This window comes from Aquibaculum arenosum (assembly GCF_029222965.1).
Lineage (GTDB): Bacteria > Pseudomonadota > Alphaproteobacteria > Kiloniellales > DSM-21159 > Aquibaculum > Aquibaculum arenosum.
The window spans coordinates 258,853-281,883 of record NZ_JARHUD010000003.1; the positions used below are offsets into that span (position 1 = coordinate 258,853).

Annotated in this window: 20 protein-coding genes; 9 read left to right on the forward strand and 11 right to left on the reverse strand. The window is 66.9% G+C overall.

Annotated elements, in window-relative coordinates; all coding sequences use genetic code 11:
• The first annotated feature begins 1 nt into the window (after position 1).
• Positions 2 to 631, forward strand: coding sequence for a dephospho-CoA kinase (gene coaE, locus P2G67_RS06360; RefSeq protein ID WP_275821172.1), 630 nt, complete (start codon positions 2 to 4; stop codon positions 629 to 631).
• Positions 624 to 1,298: a DNA polymerase III subunit epsilon gene (dnaQ, locus tag P2G67_RS06365; RefSeq protein ID WP_275821174.1), complete on the forward strand. Its 675-nt coding sequence runs from the start codon at positions 624 to 626 to the stop codon at positions 1,296 to 1,298. Before coaE ends, dnaQ begins: the two co-directional genes overlap by 8 nt.
• Positions 1,299 to 1,313: 15 nt before the next feature.
• On the opposite strand, the gene moaB is transcribed toward dnaQ, so the two are convergent.
• From moaB to P2G67_RS06380, 3 genes are all read right to left on the reverse strand, one after another.
• Complete coding sequence (moaB, locus tag P2G67_RS06370) at positions 1,314 to 1,859, reverse strand: molybdenum cofactor biosynthesis protein B (RefSeq protein ID WP_275821176.1); 546 nt, start codon at positions 1,857 to 1,859, stop codon at positions 1,314 to 1,316.
• A gap of 108 nt (positions 1,860 to 1,967) precedes the next feature.
• Positions 1,968 to 3,677 carry a lytic transglycosylase domain-containing protein gene (locus P2G67_RS06375; RefSeq protein WP_275821178.1) on the reverse strand — a complete coding sequence of 570 codons (1,710 nt, stop codon included), beginning with the start codon at positions 3,675 to 3,677 and terminating at the stop codon, positions 1,968 to 1,970.
• Between the two features lie 228 nt (positions 3,678 to 3,905).
• On the reverse strand, positions 3,906 to 4,793 hold the full coding sequence (locus P2G67_RS06380) for a uracil-DNA glycosylase (RefSeq protein ID WP_275821180.1): 888 nt from the start codon (positions 4,791 to 4,793) through the stop codon (positions 3,906 to 3,908).
• 211 nt (positions 4,794 to 5,004) lie between these two features.
• On the opposite strand from P2G67_RS06380, the gene P2G67_RS06385 reads away from it, so the two are divergent.
• The 3 genes from P2G67_RS06385 (at position 5,005) to P2G67_RS06395 (ending at position 9,482) form a co-directional block, all read left to right on the forward strand.
• On the forward strand, positions 5,005 to 6,657 hold the full coding sequence (locus P2G67_RS06385) for an electron transfer flavoprotein-ubiquinone oxidoreductase (protein ID WP_275821182.1): 1,653 nt from the start codon (positions 5,005 to 5,007) through the stop codon (positions 6,655 to 6,657).
• Positions 6,658 to 6,858: 201 nt separating this feature from the next.
• A complete protein-coding gene (locus tag P2G67_RS06390; RefSeq protein ID WP_275821184.1) occupies positions 6,859 to 8,601 on the forward strand; it encodes a tetratricopeptide repeat protein in 1,743 nt (580 codons plus the stop codon).
• Complete coding sequence (locus P2G67_RS06395) at positions 8,598 to 9,482, forward strand: 4-(cytidine 5'-diphospho)-2-C-methyl-D-erythritol kinase (protein WP_322099649.1); 885 nt, start codon at positions 8,598 to 8,600, stop codon at positions 9,480 to 9,482. The genes P2G67_RS06390 and P2G67_RS06395 overlap by 4 nt, the downstream gene beginning before the upstream one ends.
• Before the next feature lie 18 nt (positions 9,483 to 9,500).
• Here P2G67_RS06395 and P2G67_RS06400 read toward each other — a convergent pair whose 3' ends face one another.
• On the reverse strand, positions 9,501 to 10,049 hold the full coding sequence (locus P2G67_RS06400; protein ID WP_275821186.1) for a TlpA disulfide reductase family protein: 549 nt from the start codon (positions 10,047 to 10,049) through the stop codon (positions 9,501 to 9,503).
• Between the two features lie 25 nt (positions 10,050 to 10,074).
• Here P2G67_RS06400 and argH point away from each other — a divergent pair, with 25 nt between their 5' ends.
• The 4 genes from argH to P2G67_RS06420 all read left to right on the forward strand — a co-directional run bounded on the left by argH (position 10,075) and on the right by P2G67_RS06420 (position 15,522).
• Positions 10,075 to 11,490: an argininosuccinate lyase gene (gene argH / locus P2G67_RS06405; protein ID WP_275821188.1), complete on the forward strand. Its 1,416-nt coding sequence runs from the start codon at positions 10,075 to 10,077 to the stop codon at positions 11,488 to 11,490.
• Entirely contained in the window at positions 11,487 to 11,669 is a 183-nt protein-coding gene (locus tag P2G67_RS06410; protein ID WP_275821191.1) for a lipoprotein, read from the forward strand. The genes argH and P2G67_RS06410 overlap by 4 nt, the downstream gene beginning before the upstream one ends.
• Positions 11,666 to 12,952 (forward strand): diaminopimelate decarboxylase, encoded by a 1,287-nt coding sequence (lysA, locus tag P2G67_RS06415; protein ID WP_275821193.1) that lies wholly within the window; start codon positions 11,666 to 11,668, stop codon positions 12,950 to 12,952. Before P2G67_RS06410 ends, lysA begins: the two co-directional genes overlap by 4 nt.
• Before the next feature lie 83 nt (positions 12,953 to 13,035).
• Positions 13,036 to 15,522, forward strand: coding sequence for a TIGR02302 family protein (locus tag P2G67_RS06420; RefSeq protein ID WP_275821195.1), 2,487 nt, complete (start codon positions 13,036 to 13,038; stop codon positions 15,520 to 15,522).
• Between the two features lie 9 nt (positions 15,523 to 15,531).
• Here P2G67_RS06420 and P2G67_RS06425 read toward each other — a convergent pair whose 3' ends face one another.
• From P2G67_RS06425 to P2G67_RS06455, 7 genes are all read right to left on the reverse strand, one after another.
• Positions 15,532 to 16,461, reverse strand: coding sequence for a ParB/RepB/Spo0J family partition protein (locus P2G67_RS06425; RefSeq protein ID WP_275821197.1), 930 nt, complete (start codon positions 16,459 to 16,461; stop codon positions 15,532 to 15,534).
• A 31-nt stretch (positions 16,462 to 16,492) separates the two neighbouring features.
• On the reverse strand, positions 16,493 to 17,347 hold the full coding sequence (locus P2G67_RS06430; RefSeq protein ID WP_275821199.1) for a ParA family protein: 855 nt from the start codon (positions 17,345 to 17,347) through the stop codon (positions 16,493 to 16,495).
• Positions 17,344 to 17,979, reverse strand: coding sequence for a 16S rRNA (guanine(527)-N(7))-methyltransferase RsmG (gene rsmG / locus P2G67_RS06435; protein ID WP_275821201.1), 636 nt, complete (start codon positions 17,977 to 17,979; stop codon positions 17,344 to 17,346). The genes P2G67_RS06430 and rsmG overlap by 4 nt, the downstream gene beginning before the upstream one ends.
• A 4-nt stretch (positions 17,980 to 17,983) precedes the next feature.
• Positions 17,984 to 19,867, reverse strand: a complete 1,884-nt coding sequence (gene mnmG / locus P2G67_RS06440; protein WP_275821203.1) for a tRNA uridine-5-carboxymethylaminomethyl(34) synthesis enzyme MnmG — start codon at positions 19,865 to 19,867, stop codon at positions 17,984 to 17,986.
• A 94-nt stretch (positions 19,868 to 19,961) separates the two neighbouring features.
• The gene (gene fghA / locus P2G67_RS06445; RefSeq protein ID WP_275821206.1) at positions 19,962 to 20,807 is read right to left on the reverse strand and encodes an S-formylglutathione hydrolase; all 846 of its coding nucleotides are present in this window, start codon (positions 20,805 to 20,807) and stop codon (positions 19,962 to 19,964) included.
• Positions 20,808 to 20,834: 27 nt separating this feature from the next.
• The gene (locus P2G67_RS06450; protein ID WP_275821208.1) at positions 20,835 to 21,944 is read right to left on the reverse strand and encodes an S-(hydroxymethyl)glutathione dehydrogenase/class III alcohol dehydrogenase; all 1,110 of its coding nucleotides are present in this window, start codon (positions 21,942 to 21,944) and stop codon (positions 20,835 to 20,837) included.
• Positions 21,945 to 22,060: 116 nt separating this feature from the next.
• Positions 22,061 to 23,002, reverse strand: a complete 942-nt coding sequence (locus P2G67_RS06455; RefSeq protein WP_275821210.1) for a dimethyl sulfoxide reductase anchor subunit family protein — start codon at positions 23,000 to 23,002, stop codon at positions 22,061 to 22,063.
• Between the last annotated feature and the right edge of the window lie 29 nt (positions 23,003 to 23,031).

Here is a 23,031-nt window from a genome sequence, read left to right on the forward strand (position 1 = left end):
GGTGCGCGTGCTTGGCCTTACGGGCTCCATCGGCATGGGCAAGTCGACTGCGGCCAACATGCTGCGACGCATGAAGTTGCCGGTCCACGACGCCGATGCGGCGGTGCATCGGCTCTTTGCCACCGGCGGAGCTGCCGTTCCGGCGATTGAGGCGGCTTTTCCCGACAGCGTGGTCGAGGGCGCCGTCGATCGCCGTCGCTTGGGATCGGCCGTGTTTAGTGATCCTGCTGCCTTGCGGCGGCTGGAGGCGATCGTCCATCCCCTGGTGAGGGCCGAGGCCCTGGCCTTTTTGCGCCGGCACCGCAGGGCGCGCCGGCCGTTGGTGGTGCTGGACATCCCCCTGCTCTACGAGACCGGCGGCGACAGGCTCTGCGACGCTGTTGTCCTGGTGACGGCACCGGCCTTTTTGCAGGAGCAACGGGTGCTGCGCCGGCCTGGCATGACGCGCGAGCGCCTGGACGCCGTGCGAGCGCAGCAGATGCCGGATCGGGAAAAACGGCGACGCGCCGAGTTCCTGGTGCTGACCGGCCGCGGCAAAGGCGATACCTTCCGACAGCTCCGACGGATCGTGCGCCGCCTGCGCCCGACCGTTGCGACCTGCGCGGACGAAGGGACTGACTTGGATGCGTGAGATCGTGCTGGATACTGAAACCACCGGACTGGACCCGCTGAGCGGCGACCGAGTGGTGGAAATCGGCTGTGTCGAGCTCTTGAATCATGTGCCCACCGGGCAGATGCGGCAGTATTACATCAACCCCGATCGCGACATGCCGGAAGAAGCCTTCAAGGTTCACGGACTGTCGTCGGAGTTTCTTGCCGGACAGCCGCGCTTTGCGGACATCGTAGAGGATTTTCTGTCCTTTGTCCGTGAGGACAGGCTGGTGATCCACAATGCGGAGTTCGATGTCAGGTTTTTGAACGCGGAACTGGCGCGCTTGGGGCACTCGCCCATCCCAATGTCCCGGGCGGTCGATACGGTGGCGATGGCCCGGCGGCGCTTTCCGGGGGCCCAGGCCAGCCTGGATGCGCTCTGCCGTCGCTTTGATATCGACCTCAGCGCCCGCAGCCTGCACGGCGCCCTGCTCGACTGCCAGCTTTTGGCGGCGGTCTATCTGGAACTGCGCGGCGGACGCCAGCCTGGCCTCACGCTCGACAGTCAGGCTGCTGCAGGCACGAGCCGCGTCGTAGGTGTCACCCGGCGCTACCGGGAGCCCCGGCCGCATGCGCCGAGCGAAGCCGAGACCGCAGCGCACGAGCGCATGCTGGACAGTCTGAAAGAGCCGCTCTGGCGACAGTGACGCCGCAGTCGCGCCCTACTCGGCCGCGCGGAGGTGCTCATTCAGCCGCGGCATCAACTCCACGAGATTGCAGGGCCGATAGCGGGCGTCGAGCTGCCAGCGGAGAATGTCCTGCCAGCCGTCCTTGCAGGCGCCCGGCGAACCCGGCAGCGCGAAGAGATAGGTGCCGCCGGCAACGCCGCCCAGAGCGCGCGACTGCATCGTCGAGGTGCCGATCTTCTGGTAGGAGAGCATGCGGAAGAGCTCGCCGAAGCCTTCGATGCGTTTTTCCAACACGGCGTCAAAGGCCTCCGGCGTCACGTCGCGGCCGGTCACGCCGGTGCCGCCGGTGCTGATCACCACGTCGATCTCGGGGTCCTCGATGCAGCCGCGCAGGAAGGCGGCGATGTCGCTGACCTCGTCGCGGCAAATTTCCCGACGGGCCACCTCATGCCCGTCGCCTTCGATCATGCGCTGCAGGCTGTCGCCGGAGCGATCCTCGGCGGCGCTGCGGCTATCGGAAACGGTCAGGATGGCAATGCGCACCGGCAGGAAAGGCCGGCTTTCGTCGATCCGGTTCATGGGCTGCTCCCGCGACCTGTTTGTGCCCGACCGATGCCGGGATCACGCAGACTGGATATACGCTTCCCAAGCGCGAGGGACCAGGGGGCGTGCTGCCGCAGGTCGGAGTCAGTCGAGTGCCTCGTAGTAGGGCCATTCGCCGGCCGCGAGCGTGGCCAGGGAGGGCGTCGGCTGCTCGAGGCGCATGCGGTAGATCCAGAAGTTCGTCAGGACGCGGCGAATGAAGCTGCGCGTTTCGCCCGAGGGCAGACTCTCGATGAAAAGCAGCGGATCGTTGGTGTCGATGCCGGCGCTCTCCATGGACGCCAGCCAGCGCTGCAGGTTGCCGGGCCCGGCGTTGTAGGCCACCGCCAGGTGCAGCAGGTTGTTGTCCACGCCGTCGTAGTCGAGGAGATAGCTGACGTAGCGCTGGGCCAGCTCCAGATTGAAGGCCGGGTCCAGCAGGAGATGCCGGTTGGCGCCGGCGAGGCTGTTGTCCCCGGACACATAGCTGGCGGTGCGCGGCATGAGCTGCATCAGGCCGCTGGCTCCCATGGGGCTGCGGGCCGTGGGGTCGAAGGCGGATTCCTGACGCATCAGGGCGTAGAGCAGCGCCCGATCGAGGGTGAAACCCCCGTTGGGCTCCCAGGGCGGCAGGGGAAAGAGCCCCACGTCGAGGGTGCCCAGGCCGTTGCCGGCGCCGACGATCTGCTCCATGCGGCTGGCCAGATCGAAGGCCTTGGCCGGGAGACCGGCGCGGTCGATGAGCGCGAGCAGCGCTTCGGCCTCGCGATAATTGAAGGTCCCGCCCAGGCTTTCGATCTCGTCCGCCGCCCGGGAAGGCTGCCCCGCCTGGGCCAGGGCCAGGGCGCGCTTGACCGCCGGCTGGGCGAGCAGGCGGTTCATGGCCTTGGGATCGTATGCGACCTCGGTGAAATCGAAGGCCGGTGCCGTGCCCAGCGCCTGCTGGGCCAGCAGGCCGTAGAAGCTGCGCGGCTCGGACAGGGCTTCACGCAGCCAGCGGCTCATCTCCTGGGGCTGCCCGAGACGCAATGCCGCGCGCGCGGCCCAATAGGCGCCGGCCGAGCGGATCCAACCGCTGGCCTGGTCGTCGATCACGATGGCTTGGAAGTAGGCAGCGGCCGCCTCGGTGTCCCCGCGGCGCCAGGCCTCCAGACCCTTGTTCCAATGCTGCTGCGGCGCCTGGGCTGTCGCCAGCTCCGCGGCCTTGTCGGAAACATCCTGCGCGCGCTCCCGGTCGCCCGGCAGGATCCAGCTTCCCGCCGTGCCGCGCCCAACGGTGAAGGCGGGCAGGCCTTCGCTGTCCTGGGTCGTCGGCGTGCTGGCCGATACGGTCATCAGGGGCGAGTGATCCGTTGTCTCGGTTTCCATCATCGGCGCAACGGAGAGATCGACCCGGAAGCCACTGCTGGACCTGGGCGCCCGCAGATCCGGTGCGCCCGATGGCTTGCGCTGGAGGGCGAGGCGATGGATGCGGTGGGCGCCGGGATGGTCGGCGTACTGGGCCAGCCAATTGCGCAGTTCACTGTATTCGGAGCGGTAGGCCGTGGGGTGCATGTAGCGCTGGAAGAGCACATGGCCCATGAGGCGCTGATCGGCCAGACGGGCGATCAGGCGATCGGCTTCATCCCAGCGCCCCTCCCCCTGCAGATCGAAGATGCGGCGGTAGCGCAGCGCATCGGCACGAGAGAGAATCTCCGGCATGGCGGTCGGCCGAGCGGTACCGAGGCTCGGCAGTGCGGCGGTTTCCGCTTGTACTTCCGGGCCGCTGGCGGGTCCGCTTGCTTCGGCGGCCACGCCTGAGCCAAACGGAAGCATGCAGATCACTGCTCCGCACAGCACCGCGCATGCCTTTTGAACACTCACGGGAAAACTTCTCCTCTTGCCCGACGGAGAACCACACTTGCCCCACATCATTTTAGACTCATTTTTGGCGTCGGCGCCAGAGCGGAGTGAAACCTTTTGCACCTGAGACCCTTTTGTGTAGTTCACTGCGTGCCAGAAAAGCCTGCTGCATGATGGCTGGAAGGCTCTTGTGCTCAGGACTCAGGTGCTGCCTGAGGATCCGGCCAGAGGATCCAGATTGCCCGCAACGGCCGCACGGAAGGCCAGCATGTTTCGCCACGCGATGCGCTTCTGTGCCGGCTGGCGCAGAAGAAAAGCCGGGTGCAGCGATGCCATGGCTGGCAGGGGCGATGACAGGCCCGCTTGCTCATAAGGGAACCAGGATCCGCGCAGCTTGGTGATGCCCTCGCTGCGCGCCAGCAGGGACTTGGTGGCGACATTGCCGATCAGCAAGAGGTGGCTTGGTTGCAAGAGAGCGATCTGTCGTTCGATGAAGGGCAGACACACCGCGATCTCGCGTTGCTCCGGTGTGCGATTACCCGGCGGACGCCAGAACAGCACGTTGGTGATGAAGACCTCATCGAGGCTGAAGCCCGCCCAACGCAGCATGTCATCGAGCAGACGACCGGCCGCCCCGACGAAGGGCTGGCCCTGAAGGTCTTCGTCGCGGCCCGGCGCTTCGCCGATCAGCATGACGCGGGCGGCGGGGTTGCCGCGAAAGATCACCGTGTTGGTGGCCGACTGCTTCAGGGCGCAGCCCTCGAAGGCGCGAATGGCGGCGTGCAGGCTATCCAGGTCCTGGGCCGCATTGGCCTGGGCGCGGGCCTCCTCGATGACAGCTTGGGGCGCGCTCGGCGGCTTAATCTTGGGGGCCCAGGTGCCAGGGGCATCGCTGGAGAGATCGGGTGGCGGACTGCGCCGACCAGGGGCGGGCGGGGCTTGTTGGGGCGCCGCGAGTTGGGCTGTTGCCGGGGGGACCGCCTGCGCATAGCGATCCTGCGGCGTGTCGGCCAGGGCCTCGTCGGCCCCGGCGTCGACCAGCCAGCGCAGCGCTGCCAGCGCGTCCTGCTCCTGCCCACTCTCCGTCATGATGCCAAAAGTGACTTGCTGCTGACCTCACGGCAAGCCCGTGCGCGACTCGCCCCGCCGTTCCTTGCGGGCGCGGGTTGCAAAGAGGCGGTCGCCGTGGTGGTTTCCTTTACCATCAGGGCGCCGTTGATATGGCCTTCACGGCTGAGGCGCTCGGCGCAGCGCAGGATACTTCCAACCGGAAGCAGCAAGGCCTAGACGGGAGAGAACGATGGAACGGGAGTCGATGGAGTTCGACGTTGTGATCGTGGGCGCCGGCCCGGCGGGTCTGGCAGCGGCGATCCGTTTGCGCCAGCTGGCGGAGGAAAGCGGGCAGGACATCAGCGTCTGCGTGCTGGAGAAGGGTTCGGAAGTGGGCGCGCACATCCTCTCCGGCGCCGTGCTGGAGCCGCGCGCGCTCAACGAGTTGCTCCCGGACTGGAAGGAGCGCGGCGCGCCGCTCAACACGCCGGTCGAGGACGAACGCTTCCTGCTGCTGAGCGAAAAGGGCAGCCGGAACATTCCCGTCTCCCTGCTGCCGAAGCAAACGCACAACCACGGCAACTACATCGTCTCACTGGGCAATGTCTGCCGCTGGCTGGCCGAGCAGGCCGAAGCGCTCGGGGCCGAGGTCTATCCCGGCTTCGCCGCCGCGGAAATCCTCTACGACGAGTCCGGCCGGGTGCGCGGCGTGGCAACCGGCGACATGGGCCTGGATCGCAGCGGCGAGAAGAAGCCGAGCTGGGAACCGGGTATGGAACTCCTGGCCAAGTATACGCTTTTTGCCGAGGGCTGCCGCGGCTCACTGACCAAGGGCCTGGAGCAGCGCTTCGGACTGCGCGACGGGCGCGATCCGCAGACCTACGGCATCGGCATCAAGGAACTCTGGGAACTGGACCCGGCCCAGCACAAGCAGGGCACGGTGATCCACACCGCCGGCTGGCCCATGGATGACAAGACCTGGGGCGGCTCCTTCATCTACCACCTGGAGGGCAATCAGGCTTACATCGGCTACGTGATCGGGCTCGACTACCAGAACCCGCACCTCTTTCCCTTCGAGGAGTTCCAGCGCTTCAAGACCCATCCGGCGATCCGGCCGATGCTCGAAGGCGGGCGGCGCATCTCCTATGGCGCGCGGGCGCTGAACGAAGGCGGCTGGCAATCGGTGCCGAAGCTGGCTTTTCCGGGAGGCCTGTTGCTGGGCTGTGCGGCCGGCTTCCTCAACGTGCCCAAGATCAAGGGCAGCCACACCGCCATGAAGACCGGCATGTTGGCCGCGGAGAGTGTGGCCGAGGCGCTGGCCGGGGGCGACGAGGGTTATGGCACGCTGGAGAGCTACGAGGAGAAGTATCGTGGCTCCTGGGTGCATGAGGAGCTCTATCACGCCCGCAATTTCCGGCCGGCGGCAGCGCGCTGGGGCAACCGCCTGGGCTTCCTCTACGGCGGCATCGACCTCAAGCTCTTCGGCGGCAAGCTGCCCTGGACCCTGCATCACAAGCATCAGGACCACGAAACGCTGAAGCCGGCGGCCGAGATGCCGAAGATCGACTATCCCAAGCCGGACGGGGTGATCACCTTCGACCGCCTCTCGAGCGTCTATATCTCCAACACCAATCACGAGGAAGACCAGCCGGTGCATCTGCGCCTGGCCGATCCTTCGATCCCCATCGACAAGAACCTGCCGCTCTATGACGAGCCGGCCCAGCGCTACTGTCCGGCCGGGGTCTACGAGGTGGTGCGCGACGACGACGGCTCTAATCCGCGCTTCGTGATCAACGCGCAGAACTGCGTCCACTGCAAGACCTGCGACATCAAGGATCCGGCCCAAAACATCAACTGGACGGTGCCTGAGGGCGGCGGCGGTCCGAACTATCCGAACATGTGAGCCTCGCCCACAAGGAAAGCCGGCACGCATGCGGAGGCCTCGGCAGTGCAGGCGGCCAAGACCTGTGCCGCCGATCTGCACCCCATTTCGGACTCTCGAGCGGGTATGCGTCTTCACTCTCAAACCTTGTGGTTCAGATTGAACGCGATCCGGTCTAGTTTGGGGGTAAGGGCTCACCGGCAGAAAGGGTGCGTGACGCGCATGGCCTATCGACTGCGCCGCAGCAGCGGCCTGAAACTTCCGCTGATCGCAGCGGCACTGGCCGCCGGATTGGGGTTGATCGCGCCGCCGGCACAGGCCACAGCCTCGCCCGACAGTGCGCCGAACGGACTTCTACCAGACGCCGTCTGGTCGCAAGAGAGCATCTATGGCAGCTACCTTGCCGGCCTGGTTGCGGAAGGCCGGGGCGACTACGGCGCAGCAGCGGAATTCCTGGTGCATGCGCTCTCCGGCGACCCGGAGAATCCGGCCCTGCTGCAGCAAACCTTCATGCTGAACGCCGCAGAAGGGCGGATGGACCGGGCCTACAATCTGGCCGAGCGCCTGCTGGAGCAGGACCGGGCGGATGCGGCGGCGCTGCTGCTGCTCGCCGGCCAGGCTCTGGAGCAGGATGATCCGGCCCGCGCCCGCAGCCTGCTGGCCGAGCAGCCCGCCTCGGGCCTGGTGGAGATCACGAGACCTCTGCTGGATGCCTGGCTCGCCGTCGCGCAGGGCAAGGGCGAGGAAGCCCTGGAGTCCCTGGAAACGCTCGAGCGCGATGGTGGGCTCAGCGCCCTGACTGGGCTGCATCGGGTGCTGCTGCTGGATGTGCTGGGACGCGATGATGAGGCGCTTGAGGCAGCGCAGACCATGGCGGAGGCGAGCGAGCGCCTGTCCATGCGCCTGGTCTGGTACCTGGGCAACGTGCTGGAGCGCGGCGGCGAAGCGGCCGAAGCCGAGGCGCTCTACGAGGCTTTTGCCGAACAGAACCCTGATAATCTGCTGGTGGAACGGCTGCGCGAAGACAGCGGCGAGCCGGAACCCCTGGTGGTCGACCCGCTCCGTGGATTTGCCGAAGCCCTGTTCGACTTTGCCAGCCTGATGGCGCAGGAACAGGTGCCAATCCCCGGCCTGATCCATGCCCGCCTGGCGCTGCATCTGGCGCCGGAGATGGAAGCTGCCCGCCTTCTCATCGGCGAGATCCTGCAGTATCAGCAACGCTCCAATGCCGCGCTCGCGGTCTACGAGGCGATCCCCGAAGACTCGCCTTTCGCCTGGAATGCCGGCCTGCGCATGGTCGAGGAGTTGCAGCAACTGGGCGAAACCGAAGCGGCCGAGGCGCGGCTGCGCGCCCTGGCGGAGCAGCGGCCGGAGCGCTATGAGCCGCCATACCGGCTGGGCAATCTCCTGCGCAGCCAGGAGGATTTCCAGGCCGCCGCCGAGGCTTACAGCGAAGCACTAGAGCGCGTGGGAGAAATCAGTCGGCAACAATGGGTGCTCTTCTACTTCCGCGGCATTGCCTATGAACGCAGCGAAAAGTGGGACCAAGCAGAAGCCGATTTCCTGCGCGCCCTGGAGCTGGAGCCGGACCAGCCCTACGTCCTCAACTATCTCGCCTATTCCTGGATCGAGCAGGAGCAGAACTTCGAGGAAGCGGCGGACATGCTGGAGCGTGCGGTTGAGCGAGAACCCAACGACGGCCACATCGTCGACTCCCTGGGCTGGCTCTACTATCGCCTTGGAGAATACGAGGAGGCGGTGGAGCAGCTCGAGCGGGCTGTGGAGCTGCAGCCCCAGGACCCGGTGATTAACGATCACCTGGGCGACGCCTACTGGAAGACCGGGCGTACGCGCGAGGCGGTGGTTCAATGGAGTCGGGCCCTCTCCCTCGATCCCGAGGACAAGGACATACCGGCGATCGAGCGCAAGCTGGAGGACGGGCTGCCGGAAGAGGCGGCGCAGTGATCACGGGGGCAGGGGCCGTCGTCGAGACGGCGCCGGCCAAGCTCAATCTCACCTTGAGAGTCGTGGGTCGGCGCGCCGACGGCTATCACGAACTGGAAAGCCTAGTCGCCTTTGCCGACTGCGGGGACCGTCTGAGCGCGCACCCTTCAGGGGAGCTGACGCTGGAGGTGACTGGCCCCTTTGCCGCCGCGCTGCACGACGCGGGTGCGGGCAATCTGGTGCTGCGCGCGGCGCGCCTCTTAGCGCAGGCCGCCGGTGTGGGGCGGGGTGCCGTTCTGACGCTCGACAAGCGCCTGCCGGTGGCGGCGGGCCTGGGTGGTGGCTCGGCCGATGCCGCCGCCACTTTGCGCCTGCTGCAGCGCCTTTGGTCGATCAGCCTGCCGGAACCCGGCCTGCAGGCCTTAGCCGCCGAACTGGGGGCGGACGTTCCGGTCTGCTTGCTCGGGCGGCCGGCCTTGATGCGTGGGGTGGGCGAGCGTCTGGAGCCGCTGCCGGCGCTGCCGCCAACCTGGATCGTGCTGGCCAATCCGGGCGTGGCTCTGGGAACGCCGGAGGTGTTCCGGGCGCGCAGCGGCCCCTTCTCCGCCGCCGCTCCGCTTTGGGCAACGCCGCCGCGCACGGCGGCGGAACTGGCGGGTTGCCTGCGCCGCAGCGCCAACGACCTGGAGCCGGCCGCGCGCGCACTTCGCCCGCAGATTGACGTCGTGCTGAGCGCCCTGGCGCGGGAAGCCGGCTGCCTGCTGGCGCGCATGAGCGGCAGCGGCGCAAGCTGCTTCGGGCTGTTCGCCACACCTGAGGAAGCGGAGGCGGCGGTCCGGCGCCTGAAGGCAGCGCAGCCTGCCTGGTGGGTTCAGGCGACGCCGCTGCTCACCGGCGCCTGAAGCCGAGGTCTCGTGCCTCTACTCCATATACCAGCGCAGCAGTTCAATGGCCTCAGCGCTGTCCCAGGGTGCGGCGCCTTCCACGCGGCCCACAATTCGTCCGTCTCGATCGATGACGAAGCTGGTGGGCAGGCCGCGGGTTTCCATGGCGCGCATCAGTTCGCCGCGCGGGTCGAGCCAGACGCCCAGGTTCTCCAAGCCGTGCTCTTCGTAGAAGGGCAGGACTTGCTCGGCGCCGCGGCGGTCGTTGGAGACGACAAGCACGCGGAAATCCTCATCGCCCAGTTCGGCCTCCAGGGCATCGAGGGCGGGCATTTCTTCGACGCAGGGGGCGCACCAGGTGGCCCAGAAGTTGAGCAGCAGCACCTCGCCCTCGTAGTCGGCCAGGGTGACCGGCTGCTCTTCGCCATCGTTCAGCCTGGTGAAGGGGATGTCCGGGGCGCTGGTCTCGACGGTCTGGTAGCCCTCGGCGAACCAGCCATCGAGCGGCGGCTCACTCGCCGAAAGGGCACTTGCCGCTGCCGTCAGGGGAAGCAAGAGTGCTGCAAGGAAAAGCTTTTTCTTCATCGCCTCCATCCGCTACACCACAGTCATGACCAATCAGCAACCCAAGAACGCGCCGGACAAAGCCGCCAACGCCATGTGGGGCGGGCGCTTTGCCGCCGGCCCCGCCGCCATCATGGAGCGCATCAATGCCTCCATCGATGTGGACCGCCGCCTCTACACCCAGGACATCGCCGCCAGCCGCGCCCATGCCGCCATGCTGGTGGCCACGGGCATCATCACTGCGGAAGATGGCGATGCCATCGACCGGGGTCTAGAGACGATCCTGGGTGAAATCGACGCAGGGCAGTTCAAATTCTCCGCGGCGCTGGAGGACATCCACATGAATGTAGAGGCCCGGCTGCGCGAACTGATCGGGCCGGCGGCAGGGCGGCTGCACACGGCGCGCTCGCGCAACGACCAGGTGGCGACGGACTTCCGGCTCTGGGTGCGCGATGCCATCGATCAGGTCGATGCTGGCCTGGCGGAGCTGCAAGCGGCGCTGCTGGACACGGCCGAGGCCGAAGCCGACACGGTGATGCCCGGCTACACCCACTTGCAGGCGGCGCAGCCGGTGACCTTCGGCCATCATCTGCTGGCCTACGTGGAGATGATCGGCCGCGATCGCGGCCGCTTTGCCGACTGCCGCGCACGGCTGAACGAAAGCCCCCTGGGTGCGGCCGCGCTGGCAGGCACCTCCTTTCCCATTGACCGGAGCATGACCGCCCGGGCGCTGGGTTTCGAACGGCCCATGGCCAACTCCATCGATGCAGTGTCCGACCGGGATTTCGCCCTGGAGTTTCTGGCCGCCGGTTCGATCCTGGCCGTGCATCTTTCGCGTTTTGCCGAGGAACTGGTGCTCTGGTGCGCGGAAGGTTTCCACTTTGTTCATCTTTCGGACGCCTTCACCACCGGTTCCTCCATCATGCCGCAGAAGAAGAACCCTGATGCGGCCGAGCTGGTGCGCGGAAAGGCCGGCCGGGTGATCGGCGGACTCAACACCCTGCTGATCGTGATGAAGGGCCTGCCGCTGACCTACGGCAAGGACATGCAGGAGGACAAGGAGCCGGTGTTCGACGCTTTTGACACCCTGGCCCTGTCCATTGCGGCCACCGCCGGCATGGTGCGCGACCTAGAGGCCAACCGTGAGGCCATGCGTGCGGCAACGGCCAAGGGCTTCCTGACCGCCACGGACCTGGCCGACTGGCTGGTGCGCGTGCTGGGGCTGCCTTTCCGCGACGCCCATCACGTGACCGGTACGCTTGTGGCCCGGGCCGAAGACCAAGGAGTCGATCTGGCCGACCTGCCGCTGGACGCGATGCAGGCGGTGGAGCCGCGGATCACTCAGGACATCTATTCCGTCCTGACCGTGGAGCGCTCCGTCTCCAGCCGCAGCGCCTTCGGCGGCACGGCGCCGGAAAACGTGCGCGCGGCGGTCAAGGCGGCGCGGGAGCGCTGGGCATGAGGGCGGCGGTTCTGAGCGCGTTGCTGGTGGGCTTGCTCGCCGCTTGCGGCGTCAAGGGCGATCCGGTGGTGCCGGAGGGAGAGGAAGCACTCTATCGCCTGGGCGAGCGGCAGTATCCCGCCCCCCACACGGTGGTGCCGCAGGCGCCGGCCCCGGAGGGACGCGAGGCACAACCGTGACCCAGCCCTTTGCCTATTCGGAAGGCCGCCTCCAGGCCGAAGGGGTGGCGGTGGAAGACATTGCCGCTGCGGTGGGCACGCCCTTCTACCTCTATTCCGCCAGCGCCATGCAGCAGGCCTACCGCCGTTTTGCCGGGGCCTTGCAGGGCGCGGGCCTCGATGCCCTGGTCTGCTACGCGGTCAAGGCCAATCCCCAGCTTGCGGTGATCGCGACCTTCGCAGCCGAAGGCGCGGGCGCGGATGTGGTATCCGAGGGCGAATTGCGCCGGGCTTTGGCGGTCGGCGTGCCGGCGGAAAAGATCGTCTTTGCCGGGGTGGGCAAGACCGCTGGAGAATTGGCCCTGGGCCTGGAAGCGGGCATCCTGCAGTTCAACGTGGAATCCCGCGAGGAACTGCGCCTGCTGGACCAGGTGGCGCGGGACAAGGGGGTGCAGGCACCGGTGGCCCTGCGCGTGAATCCCGATGTGGACGCCCGCACCCACGCCAAGATCACCACGGGCAAGTCCGAGAACAAATTCGGCATCGACTGTGACGATGCGGCCGCTGTCCTGCAGGAAGCGGTGGCCTTGCCGGGGATTCTTCCGGTGGGGCTGGCGACCCACATTGGCTCCCAGATCACCGATTTAGAGCCCTACGAAGCTGCTTTCCAGCGCGTGGCTGGTCTCTTTGCCGAGCAGCGGGAGGCCGGGGTGCCTTTGCAGCGGCTGGATCTCGGTGGCGGCCTGGGTATTGCCTATCAGCAGGAAGCCTTGCCGACACCGGAGGACTATGCCGCGGTGGTCGCGCGCACGGCCGGGCGGCTGGACGTGCCGCTGGTCTTTGAGCCGGGGCGGCATTTGGTGGGCGAGGCGGGGCTGCTGATCTCGCGGGTGGTCTACGTGAAGCAGGGGCGCAGCCGCCGCTTCCTCATCGTCGATGCCGGCATGAACGACCTGATGCGCCCGGCGCTCTATGAGGCCTGGCACGACATCGTGCCGCTGCGCGAGCCTGCCAGCGCGGCGCGGCTGCGCTATGATGTGGTGGGGCCGATCTGCGAAACCGGAGATCTCTTTGCCGAGGGACGTGAGCTGCCGGAGCTGGCAGCGGGCGATCTCGTGGCTTTCGGTGCCGCGGGCGCCTATGGCGCCACCATGGCCTCGACCTACAATTCCCGCCCGCCAGTGGCGGAAGTCATGGTGCAAGGCGACAGCTTCGAGGTCATCCGGGCACGGCCGAGCCATGACGCATTGATGCGGTCGGAAAGTCTGCCCAGTTGGTTGGGCAAGGTGCCGAAAAGCGGTTAGAGTACCAGCCCTGACGGCCCCTGCGTGAAAGGCAAGGCGTGTCGAACGGCAAACCCGCAAGCGAGACTTCCAGGTCTGGTCAAATGCTCCTGCCTGGGCTGGCCCGCAAACTCCGCCTGGCGCGGGCGGCGTTGCTGTGGGAGCGCCTCTGGCCGGCCTTGATGCCCGCGGGTCTGCTGCTCGGGCTGTTTCTGACCCTCGCCTTCCTTGATTTTCTGCCCCGGCTTGGCTTTTGGCTGCACAGTCTGGTGCTCGTCGCCTTGTCGCTGGCCTTTGTCGAACTGCTGCGGCGAAACCTGCACGGTCTGAGCCTGCCCCGCCAGGAGGCGGCCCAACGCCGCCTGGAGCAGGACAGCGGCGTGCCGCATCGTCCGCTGTCAGCACTGGAGGACCGCCCGCTTGCCGGTGGCGGGAGCGTGGAGGACCGGGCTGCCTATTGGGAGCTGCATCGCCAACGCCTGCTCGCCGGCGTGCAGCGCCTGCGCTTGGCTTGGCCGCGGGCCGGCTGGTCGCGTCGCGACACTGTGGGGCTGCGCGCCGTGGTGGGTCTGCCGCTGGTCATCGCCCTGGCGACCGCGGGCGATGCCTGGTGGCCACGTCTGGAGCGCGCGCTGGTGCCTGGGACCCCGGCGCCGGCGGAATCGGTACCGGCCCGCCTCGATGCCTGGATCAGTCCACCAGCCTACACCGGTGCAGCACCCCACTATCTCGAAGGCCGCAGCGGTGAGGAGCAGGCTGGCGGCCTACTGAGCGTGCCAGAGGGGAGCCGCTTGTTGGTGCAGCTTCAGGGCGGCTACGGCACACCTTGGCTCAGCCTGGACGACACGGCACTGGGCGAGCTCGAAGAGCGCAGGGACGGCGTGTTCCGCAGCGAGGCGGAGCTGCATGAGGGCGGCGTGCTGAGCATCGGCCGCGGACGGGAGCAAGTGGGCGACTGGACCCTGGAGGTGGTGCCCGACCAACCGCCCTGGGTCGAGTATTTGGCCTCGCCGGCGCGAGCCGCGCGCGGGGCAGTTCACTTTCGCTATCGCGTGGCCGACGACTATGGCGTGGAACGCCTGTCTGCAGTAGTGGAGCGCCAGGACGCGCAGGGCGCCGGGGAGCAATTGCAGATTTCCCTGCCCTTGCCTGGACGGCGGGGTGAGGCCGGACAGGGGGAACCCGCTGAAGCGGAGAGCTTTCAGGATCTCACCCCCCACCCCTGGGCGGGTATCGCGGTGACCATGACCCTGGAGGCCGTCGATGCGGCCGGGCAGAGCGGGCGCAGCGAGGCTTTCGAGACCGTGCTGCCGGCGCGCACCTTCAATCACCCTGTGGCCCGGGCCCTAGCCGACCTCCGGCGCGACCTGACGCTTGATCCAGGCGCGCGCGTGCCGGTTTCTCGTGGTCTTGACCGGCTGGCGGAGGAGCCGGACCACTATTTCAACGACCTCGTGGTGTCCCTGGGCATCATGTCCGCGGCGGAACGACTGCTGCGCGACCGCCGCGAGGCGGCGGTGCCGGAGGTGCAGGCGCTGCTCTGGGACCTGGCGTTGCGGATCGAGGAAGGCGAGGTGGCCATCGCCGAGCGCCGGCTGCGTGAGCTGCAGCAGGAACTGCAGGAAGCGCTGCAAGAGGACGCAAGCCAGGAGGAGGTCGAGCGCCTGATGAACGAGCTGCAGTCGGCGCTCGACCAGTTCCTGGAGAACCTGCTGGAACAGGCCATGGAAGGCCTGGAGGATCTGCCACCGCAGGAGCAGCCCCCGGGCGACGACAATTTCGAACGCCAGGAGCTGCAGGACCTGATTGAACAAGCGCGCGAACTGGCGCGCAGCGGGGCGCGGGAGGAGGCGCGCGAACTGCTGGCCCAGCTTCAGCGTATGCTGGAGAACCTGCAGGCACAGCCCATGCAGCAGAATGAGCTGAACGAGCGCCTGCAAGAATCGCGAGAGATGATGCAGGACCTGCAGGAGATGATGAGCCGGCAGCAGGAGCTGCTGGACCGCAGTTTTCAGCGCAATCAGCGCGGCGACATGCGCGGCGCCGAGGAAGGCGAGGCCGGTCGCGAGGGCGAGGAAGCCACCCCCGGCCGCGCCCCCGGCACCGAAGGCGCCGACGCCCAGACCCAAGAAGCACTTCGCCGGGAGCTGGGTGAGCTCATGCGCCGTTCGGGCGATATGACCGGATCGATTCCCTCACCTTTGGGCTCAGCGGAGCAGGCGATGCGCGCCGCGCGTGACGCCCTGCAGCAGGGTTCCTCCGGGCAGGCGCTGGGGCCGCAAGGCGAAGCTCTGGATCACCTGCAGCGGGGCATGGAAGCGCTGCTCGAGGACTTTGCGCAGCAGCTTGGTGAGGGGCAGGGGGGTGAAGGCAGCACCTTCGGACGGCCTGGCGACGAGGAGACAGATCCCCTGGGCCGGCGGCGCGGCCGGGGCGGCTACCTCCAGTCGGGCGAGGGGGTCGAGATTCCGGAAGAATCCGCGCTTCAGCGCTCGCGCGAGATCCTCAACGAGCTGCGGCGGCGCAGCAGTGAGCGCGAACGTCCTGAGATCGAGTTGGACTATCTGGAACGGCTGCTGCGTCAGTTCTGACCAACGCGCCTATCGCGCCGGGTCCTGATTGAGCCTGCGTAGTACTTCATCCAGCTGATCGAGATCATCGTAGTGCAGGGAGAGCACGCCGCCCTGCCCGCGCAGGTCTATCGTGACCTTCATGCCCAGCAAGGCTGCCAGATCCTGCTCCAGAGCGAGAGTGTCGGCATCCTTGTCCTGCCGCGGGGCCGCTTGGGACCGACGGGGGCGGCCGGCGCCGTTGTCGTCCCGTCCCTTGGCCACCAGGCGCTCGGTTTCGCGCACGGAGAGGCCGCGTTTGACCACCTCCCCGGCCAAGGCTTCCGGGTTGTCGGCACCGAGCAGTGCGCGAGCGTGCCCGGCAGAGAGGCTTCCCTCGCGCACCAGGTCCTTCACGGGATCGCCGAGGTTCAGCAGCCGCAGGGTATTGGCGATGTGCGGCCGGCTTTTGCCGATCAGGCGGGCCAGTTCCTCCTGGGAATGGCCGAATTCCTCGAGCAGGCGTCGGTATCCTTCAGCTTCCTCTATGGCATCGAGATCCTGACGCTGGACATTCTCCACCAGAGCCAGCTCAAGCGCCTGAACGTCGCTGAGTTCGCGAACCAGTACAGGGACTTCATAGAGCTGAGCGCGCTGGGCGGCGCGCCAGCGGCGTTCGCCGGCGACGATCTCGTACTCGCCGGGTCGATCCGGATGCGGACGCACGAGTATGGGTTGGAGCAGGCCCTGTGCGCGTACGGAGTCCGTGAGCGAATCCAGTTGGCTTTCATCGAAGCGGCGGCGCGGCTGCACGCGGCCGGGGTGGAGGTATTCGATGGGCACGCGATGGCCCGGCGGCGGGGCCGGCGTCTCGCCCTTCTCACCAAAGGTCGGCGTGAGGGTCGTTGCATCTTCGCCGAGAAGAGCGGCCAGACCGCGTCCCAAACCGCGCTTCGAAGCCGGAGTGCCAGAGTTGCTCATGGATGCATATCCTCAGGATCAGGAAGCAAAGTCAGGATGCGAGAGCCGGGATTGGGGGCAAGGGCCGCCCTTCCCGCTGCAATACTTCGCGCGCCAAGCCGAGATAAGCCTGGGAGCCACTGCAGCGCAGGTCGTAGAGCAGGACAGGTTTTCCGTGGGACGGCGCTTCAGAGACACGCACATTGCGGGGGATCATGGTGTCGTAAACCCGGTCGCCCAGGTGCAGGCGCACGTCGTTCGCGACCATCTCACAGAGATTGTTGCGGCGGTCGTACATGGTCAGCACGATGCCTTGGAGTTCCAGAACGCTGTTGAGCGCGCGGCGGATGCGGTCAATGGTCCGCAGGAGGTGGCTGAGCCCTTCCAGCGCATAAAACTCAGCCTGTAGCGGCACGATCACACCATGAGCGGCGACCAAGGCGTTGACGGTCAGCAGCCCCAGGGCGGGGGGACAGTCGATCAAGATGAAATCCCATCGTCCCTGATGCTTGCTCAAGGCCTCGCGCAAGCGACGTTCGCGGCGCGGTTCGTTGACCAGCTCAAGTTCGGCGCCGGACAGCTCCACCGAGGAGGGCAGCACATCCATGTTGGGCACGATTGAGGGCAGGGAAGCCTCGGCAAGGTCCACACCGCCCAGAAGCACGTCATAGACCGTGGTGCGGCCGGCCTCGCGATCAAGGCCCAGGCCGGTGCTGGCATTGGCCTGTGGGTCGAGATCGATCACCAGGACCCGGGCGCCGCAGGCAGCCAGGGCAGTGCCGAGGTTGATCGTGGTGGTCGTCTTACCCACGCCACCCTTCTGATTGGCGACGGCGAGGACCCGGGTGCGGGCCGGGAGTCGCTCGACGTTGGCCGACTCGCTTTGATCGCTCGGTGGGGCCGTCATGAGGCAAGGCTCCCTATTCTCAGGATGACGCTGTCGCTGGCGGCGCGGCTGGGAAAGGTTTCCATGCGCAGCGTGGGATCACGGGGCAGCTGGCTGATTTCGCGCTCCACGGCGCGGCCCTTGAGGAAAAGACAGACTCCCTCGTGCAGCAACAGGGGCCGCGCGTAGTCGAGCAGTCGGTCCAGCGGTGCCAAAGCGCGCGCGGTGACGACGTCGGCGCGCAGGCCCTCGATGTGCTCTACGCGCTGGGGGCGCACCAAGACCTGAGTCCCTGTGGTGCGCGCGACCTCGCGCAAAAAGGCACATTTGCGCCGATCGGATTCCACCAGGTGCATCTCGCCGGCCCCCAGCATCGCCAGCACCATTCCGGGAAAGCCGGCACCGCTGCCAAGATCGAGAATCCGCAGCGGCCGATCCGGCGGGGGCGGTGGCAGGAAGGCGAGGAGCTGAGCCGAGTCGAGGAAATGCCGGCGCCAGAGGTCGATCAGACTTTCGCGACTGACGAGATTGATGGAGCGATTCCATTTCTGCAACAGCCCGGCGTATGTCTCCAAGCGCTGCATCGTTTCACGTGAAACGCCCAATGCGCGGGCGAAATCCTCCGGCTTGAGGGGGGCAGGGGCGACGCTCATCGCCTCAGGCCGCGTCGCTGGATTTGGCTGGGCGCTTGGCCGGCGCTCGCAGATGGCGCAGCAGCACCAGGACCGCAGCGGGCGTCACGCCGGGAATGCGGCCTGCGGCGCCCAGGGTCGCTGGGCGGGCCGTGGTCAGCTTCTCCCGCACCTCGTTCGAGAGGGAGGGGATGGCATGGAAATCGAGGTCAGACGGTATCCGCAAGGCTTCGTCCTTGCGATAGGCGCGAATGTCGGCTTCCTGCCGCGAGATGTAGCCGGCGTAAACTGCTTCGATCTCCATCTGCTCGGCCACGGCCGGCGAGAGCGCGCCAAGTTCCGGCCAGATCGCCGCGAGGCGGGGCAGGGTGATATCCGGATAGCGCAGCAGGTCGAAGGCGGTGCGGCGCTGGCCGTCACGGTTCACCTCGATGCCTGCGCGCTGCAGGGCATCGGGGGTGGCGGAAAGGCCCGTGAGCTGATCCTTCGCCACTTTCAGCGCTTGCTGCTTGGCGCGGAAGGCTTCTTGGCGTGTTTGCCCGACGCAGCCCAGCGCGATGCCATGCTCCGTGAGGCGCTGGTCGGCATTGTCGGCGCGCAGCTGCAGGCGATACTCGGCCCGGCTGGTGAACATACGATAGGGTTCGGTCACGCCACGGGTGATCAGGTCGTCGATCATCACACCGATATAGGCCTCGGCGCGATCGAGCTGAAAAATGGCATCGCTCCCACCCACGGCCTTGGCCGCATTGAGGCCAGCGATCAGACCTTGCGCGCCGGCTTCTTCGTAGCCGGTGGTGCCGTTGATCTGGCCCGCGAGATAAAGGCCGGGCAGGCGGCGGGTTTCCAGGCTTGGTTCCAGTTCCCGCGGGTCCACGTGATCGTATTCAATGGCATAGCCCGGCTGCAGCATGACAACCTGCTCGAGCCCGGGGATCTGGTGCAGCAGGGCTTGCTGCACGTCACGTGGGAGGGAGGTGGAGATGCCGTTTGGGTAAACGGTGTGGTCGTCCAGGCCCTCGGGCTCGAGGAAGATCTGATGGCGTTCGCGCTCGGCAAAGCGCACCACCTTGTCCTCGATGGAGGGGCAATAGCGGGGGCCGACCGACTCGATCTGCCCGGAGTAGAGCGGCGCTTGGTGCAGATTTTCGCGAATCAGGGCGTGCACCGCCGGAGTGGTGGTGGTGATGTGGCAGTCGATCTGGGGCGTTTCGATCCGCTCGGTCAGGGTCGAGAAGGGCTGCGGTGGGTTATCGCCTGGCTGGGGTGTCAGGCTGGTATAGTCGATGCTCCGCCCGTCGAGCCGGGGCGGCGTGCCGGTCTTGAGACGGCCGAGGCGAAAGCCGCAGCGCTCGAGCGTGGCTGACAGCCCCATCGCCGGTGCTTCACCGACCCGGCCGGCGGGGATGCGTTCGGTGCCGATGTGGATGAGGCCGCGCAGGAAGGTGCCGGTGGTCAGCACCACGGCGCCGGCGGCGATGCTTTCACCTGTTGCCGTCATCACACCGCTGCAGTGCCCTTGGCTGTCCAAGGTGAGATCTTCAACGGCCGCGGCCTCGATGGTCAGGTTGGCTTGGTCGCGCAGCAGCGCTTGAACGGCTTCGCGGTAAAGCTTGCGGTCCGCCTGGGCGCGCGGCCCTCGGACGGCTGCGCCCTTACTGCGGTTGAGCAGGCGGAACTGGATGCCGGCCCGGTCGATGGCGCGGCCCATGAGTCCGTCCAGCGCGTCGATCTCGCGCACGAGATGGCCTTTGCCCAGGCCGCCGATGGCCGGGTTGCAGGACATTTCGCCGATCCGGGCAGGATCGTGGGTAAGAAGGAGAGTATTGGCGCCGAGGCGGGCAGCCGCGGCTGCGGCCTCGCAGCCCGCATGGCCCCCGCCGACGACAATGACATCGAATCTGCGCATAACGGCAAGATGCGCAAAAGCCGGGGAGGGGGTCAAGGCCGTTGCAGGCGTTTCACGTGAAACGCCTGCTCAGCGAAGGGACGAGGGGGGTTGTTCAGCCGCGCAAGGCGGTGGCGTGATGGCGCAGGTGGTCTTCGATGAAGCTCGCGATGAAGAAGTAGGAGTGGTCATAGCCCTCCTGCATCCGCAGCTTCAGGGGCTGTCCTGTGTCACGACAGGCCTGCTCGAAGAGTTCCGGGCGGAGTTGTTCGTTCAGGAAGTTGTCCGCCGTCCCTTGGTCGATGAGGATCTCGGCTCTAGACGGCTTCTCCCGCACAAGGGCGCAGGCATCATAGGCCTCCCAGGTCGAGCGGTCGTCCCCCAGATAGCCCGTGAAGGCCTTCTGGCCCCACGGCACCTGCATGGGAGCGACGATGGGAGCAAAGGCCGAGACCGACTGCCACCGCTCCCGGTTCTTGAAGTGCAGGGTCAGCGCGCCATGGCCGCCCATGGAATGACCCATGATGCCTTGACGCGACCAGTCGGCCTGAAAGTATTCCTCCAGGACCGCTGGCAGCTCCCGGGTCAGATAGCTTTCCATGCGGTAGGCCTTGGACCAGGGCGCCTGGGTGGCGTCGAGGTAGAAGCCCGCGCCGCTGCCGAAGTCGTAGCTGTCATCCTCGCCGGCGATGCCCTGGTTGCGCGGCGAGGTATCGGGCGCCACCAGGATCAGGCCGAGCTCGGCGGCCATCCGCTGGGCGCCGGCCTTCACCGTGAAGTTCTCTTCGGTGCAGGTGAGGCCCGAGAGGAAGGTCACCACCGGGCAGGCCTCGCCCGCCAGGGCCTGCGGCGGCCGGTAGAGCGCAAAGCGCATCGGACCGTTGCAGGCCTCGGACTCGTGGCGATAGACGCCCTGAAGCCCGTCGAAGCAGCGGTTCTCGGCGATGGTTTCCAGTGCCATGGGCGGTGACCCTCCTATTCCCCAGACTTAATAGACGACGACGGAGCGGATCGACTTGCCGGCGTGCATCAGATCGAAGGCCTCGTTGATGCGATCCAGCGGCATGGTGTGGGTGATCATGTCGTCGATGTTGAGCTTACCCTCCATGTACCAGTCGACGATCTTCGGCACATCGGTGCGTCCACGGGCGCCGCCGAAGGCCGTGCCGCGCCAGGAGCGGCCGGTCACCAGCTGGAAGGGGCGGGTGGAGATTTCCTGCCCGGCGCCGGCGACACCGATGATGATCGATTCACCCCAGCCCTTGTGGCAGCACTCCAGCGCCTGGCGCATGGTCTGGGTGTTGCCGATGCACTCAAAGGAATAGTCGGCGCCACCCTTGGTAAGTTCCACCAGATGCGGCACGAGATCGCCCGCGACCTCCTTCGGATTTACGAAGTGGGTCATGCCGAACTTGCGGCCAAGTGCCTCGCGCGCGGGGTTGATGTCCACACCGACGATCATGTCAGCGCCCACCATGCGCGCGGCCTGGATGACGTTGAGGCCGATGCCGCCCAGGCCGAAGACCACCACGTTCGAACCCGGCTCGACCTTGGCGGTATTCACCACGGCGCCGACGCCGGTGGTGACACCGCAGCCGATGTAGCAGACCTTGTCGAAGGGCGCGTCCTCGCGGATCTTCGCCAGCGCGATCTCGGGCAGCACCGTGTAGTTGGAGAAGGTGGAGCAGCCCATGTAGTGCAGGATGGGCTTGCCGTTCAGAGAGAAGCGGCTGCTGCCGTCCGGCATCACGCCCTGGCCCTGGGTGGTGCGGATTGCCTGGCAGAGGTTGGTCTTGGGATTGAGGCAGTACTCGCACTCGCGGCATTCCGGCGTGTAGAGCGGAATCACGTGGTCGCCCGGCTTCAGGCTTTTCACCCCCGGGCCCACCTCGGCGACGACACCGGCGCCCTCGTGGCCCAGGATCGCCGGAAACTGGCCTTCGGGGTCATCCCCGGAGAGGGTGAAGGCGTCCGTGTGGCAGATGCCAGTCGCCTTCACTTCGATCAAAACCTCGCCTTCCCTCGGTCCCTCGAGCTGCACCGTCTCGATGGAAAGGGGCTTGCCGGCCTCGAAGGCCACCGCTGCACGCACGTCCATGGGATCTCTCCTCCTTGTCAAAGAGCGTGCTGCATCCTCTCCGCCGCCGCGACGCGGGGCAAGACCCGGATGAGACGATCCGGCATCAAAAGGCGTCAGGATGGTTTGGCGGCGGCTCAGGCCCGTTCGGCACCGTAGTAGAGTGTGACCACGTGCTGCGCCTCGGCGAAGAAGAGCCAGCGCTCCACCAGGGTCGCGGCCAGGGTGAAGGCCAGCGCGAGCAGCACACCGAACGCCCCGAGCGAGCCGGGTAGGACAGCCGTCAACAGCACGCAGAGCAGCGCCAGAGCCAGGCCAAAGGTTATCAGCCGGCGGAGCTTCCCGGCGTGACGGCGGCCGATGCGGTAGCCCATCTCCTGCTGGACGAAGTTTTCGGCCGTGTGTGCGCCCTCCCACTGCCGAACGCGGCCCAGGTGACCGAGACCGGTGGCCTTGCCCATGTCGAGATCAAGGGGCTCCTGGTCGATGGCGCGCCAGTAGAGCGTCTTGAGCAGCAAGGCGAGGACCAATGTGCCACCGGCCAGAATCAAGTGACCGGGCTGCATCTGGCCGCCCAGCACCGCGAAGCCGAGCAACAGTGTGGCGCCGCTGGCGAGCGCGAAAGCCAGGTAGACCGGCACGACCAGCGGCTGGTGCCACTGGCGGATGGTGGCCAGGGAGGCATAGATCATGGCCGTGGCCACGACGGTGATCGCGCAGAGAAAGGCCGTAACTAGGCCGAGCACGCGCAGCAGCCCGCCGTCATGGTCGGTGATGGCGAGCCAGGCGAAGATCAGTGCCGGCGGGTAGGTGGCCAGCGCCAGCACGCCTTCGCGCGACAGCCAGGAACTGCGCCACTGGCTGAGCGCCCGCCAGGCTCGCTCCGGATGGCCAAGGTGAAAGGTGGATGCGAGCAGCCCCCCGGTGATCAGCAGGAAAGCCAGGAGGAAGGCAGCGATAAGCGTGCCAGGGCCGGGCAGGCTCGTGGTCGTACCCGCCGTCAATCCCAAGAGGCCCAGGAGGCCATAGCCCGCGCCACTGAGCGAGGTGAAGAGGATCACCGAATAGGCAGGATGCATGCTCTCTCCTCTGTGAAGGTCCCGCCGCG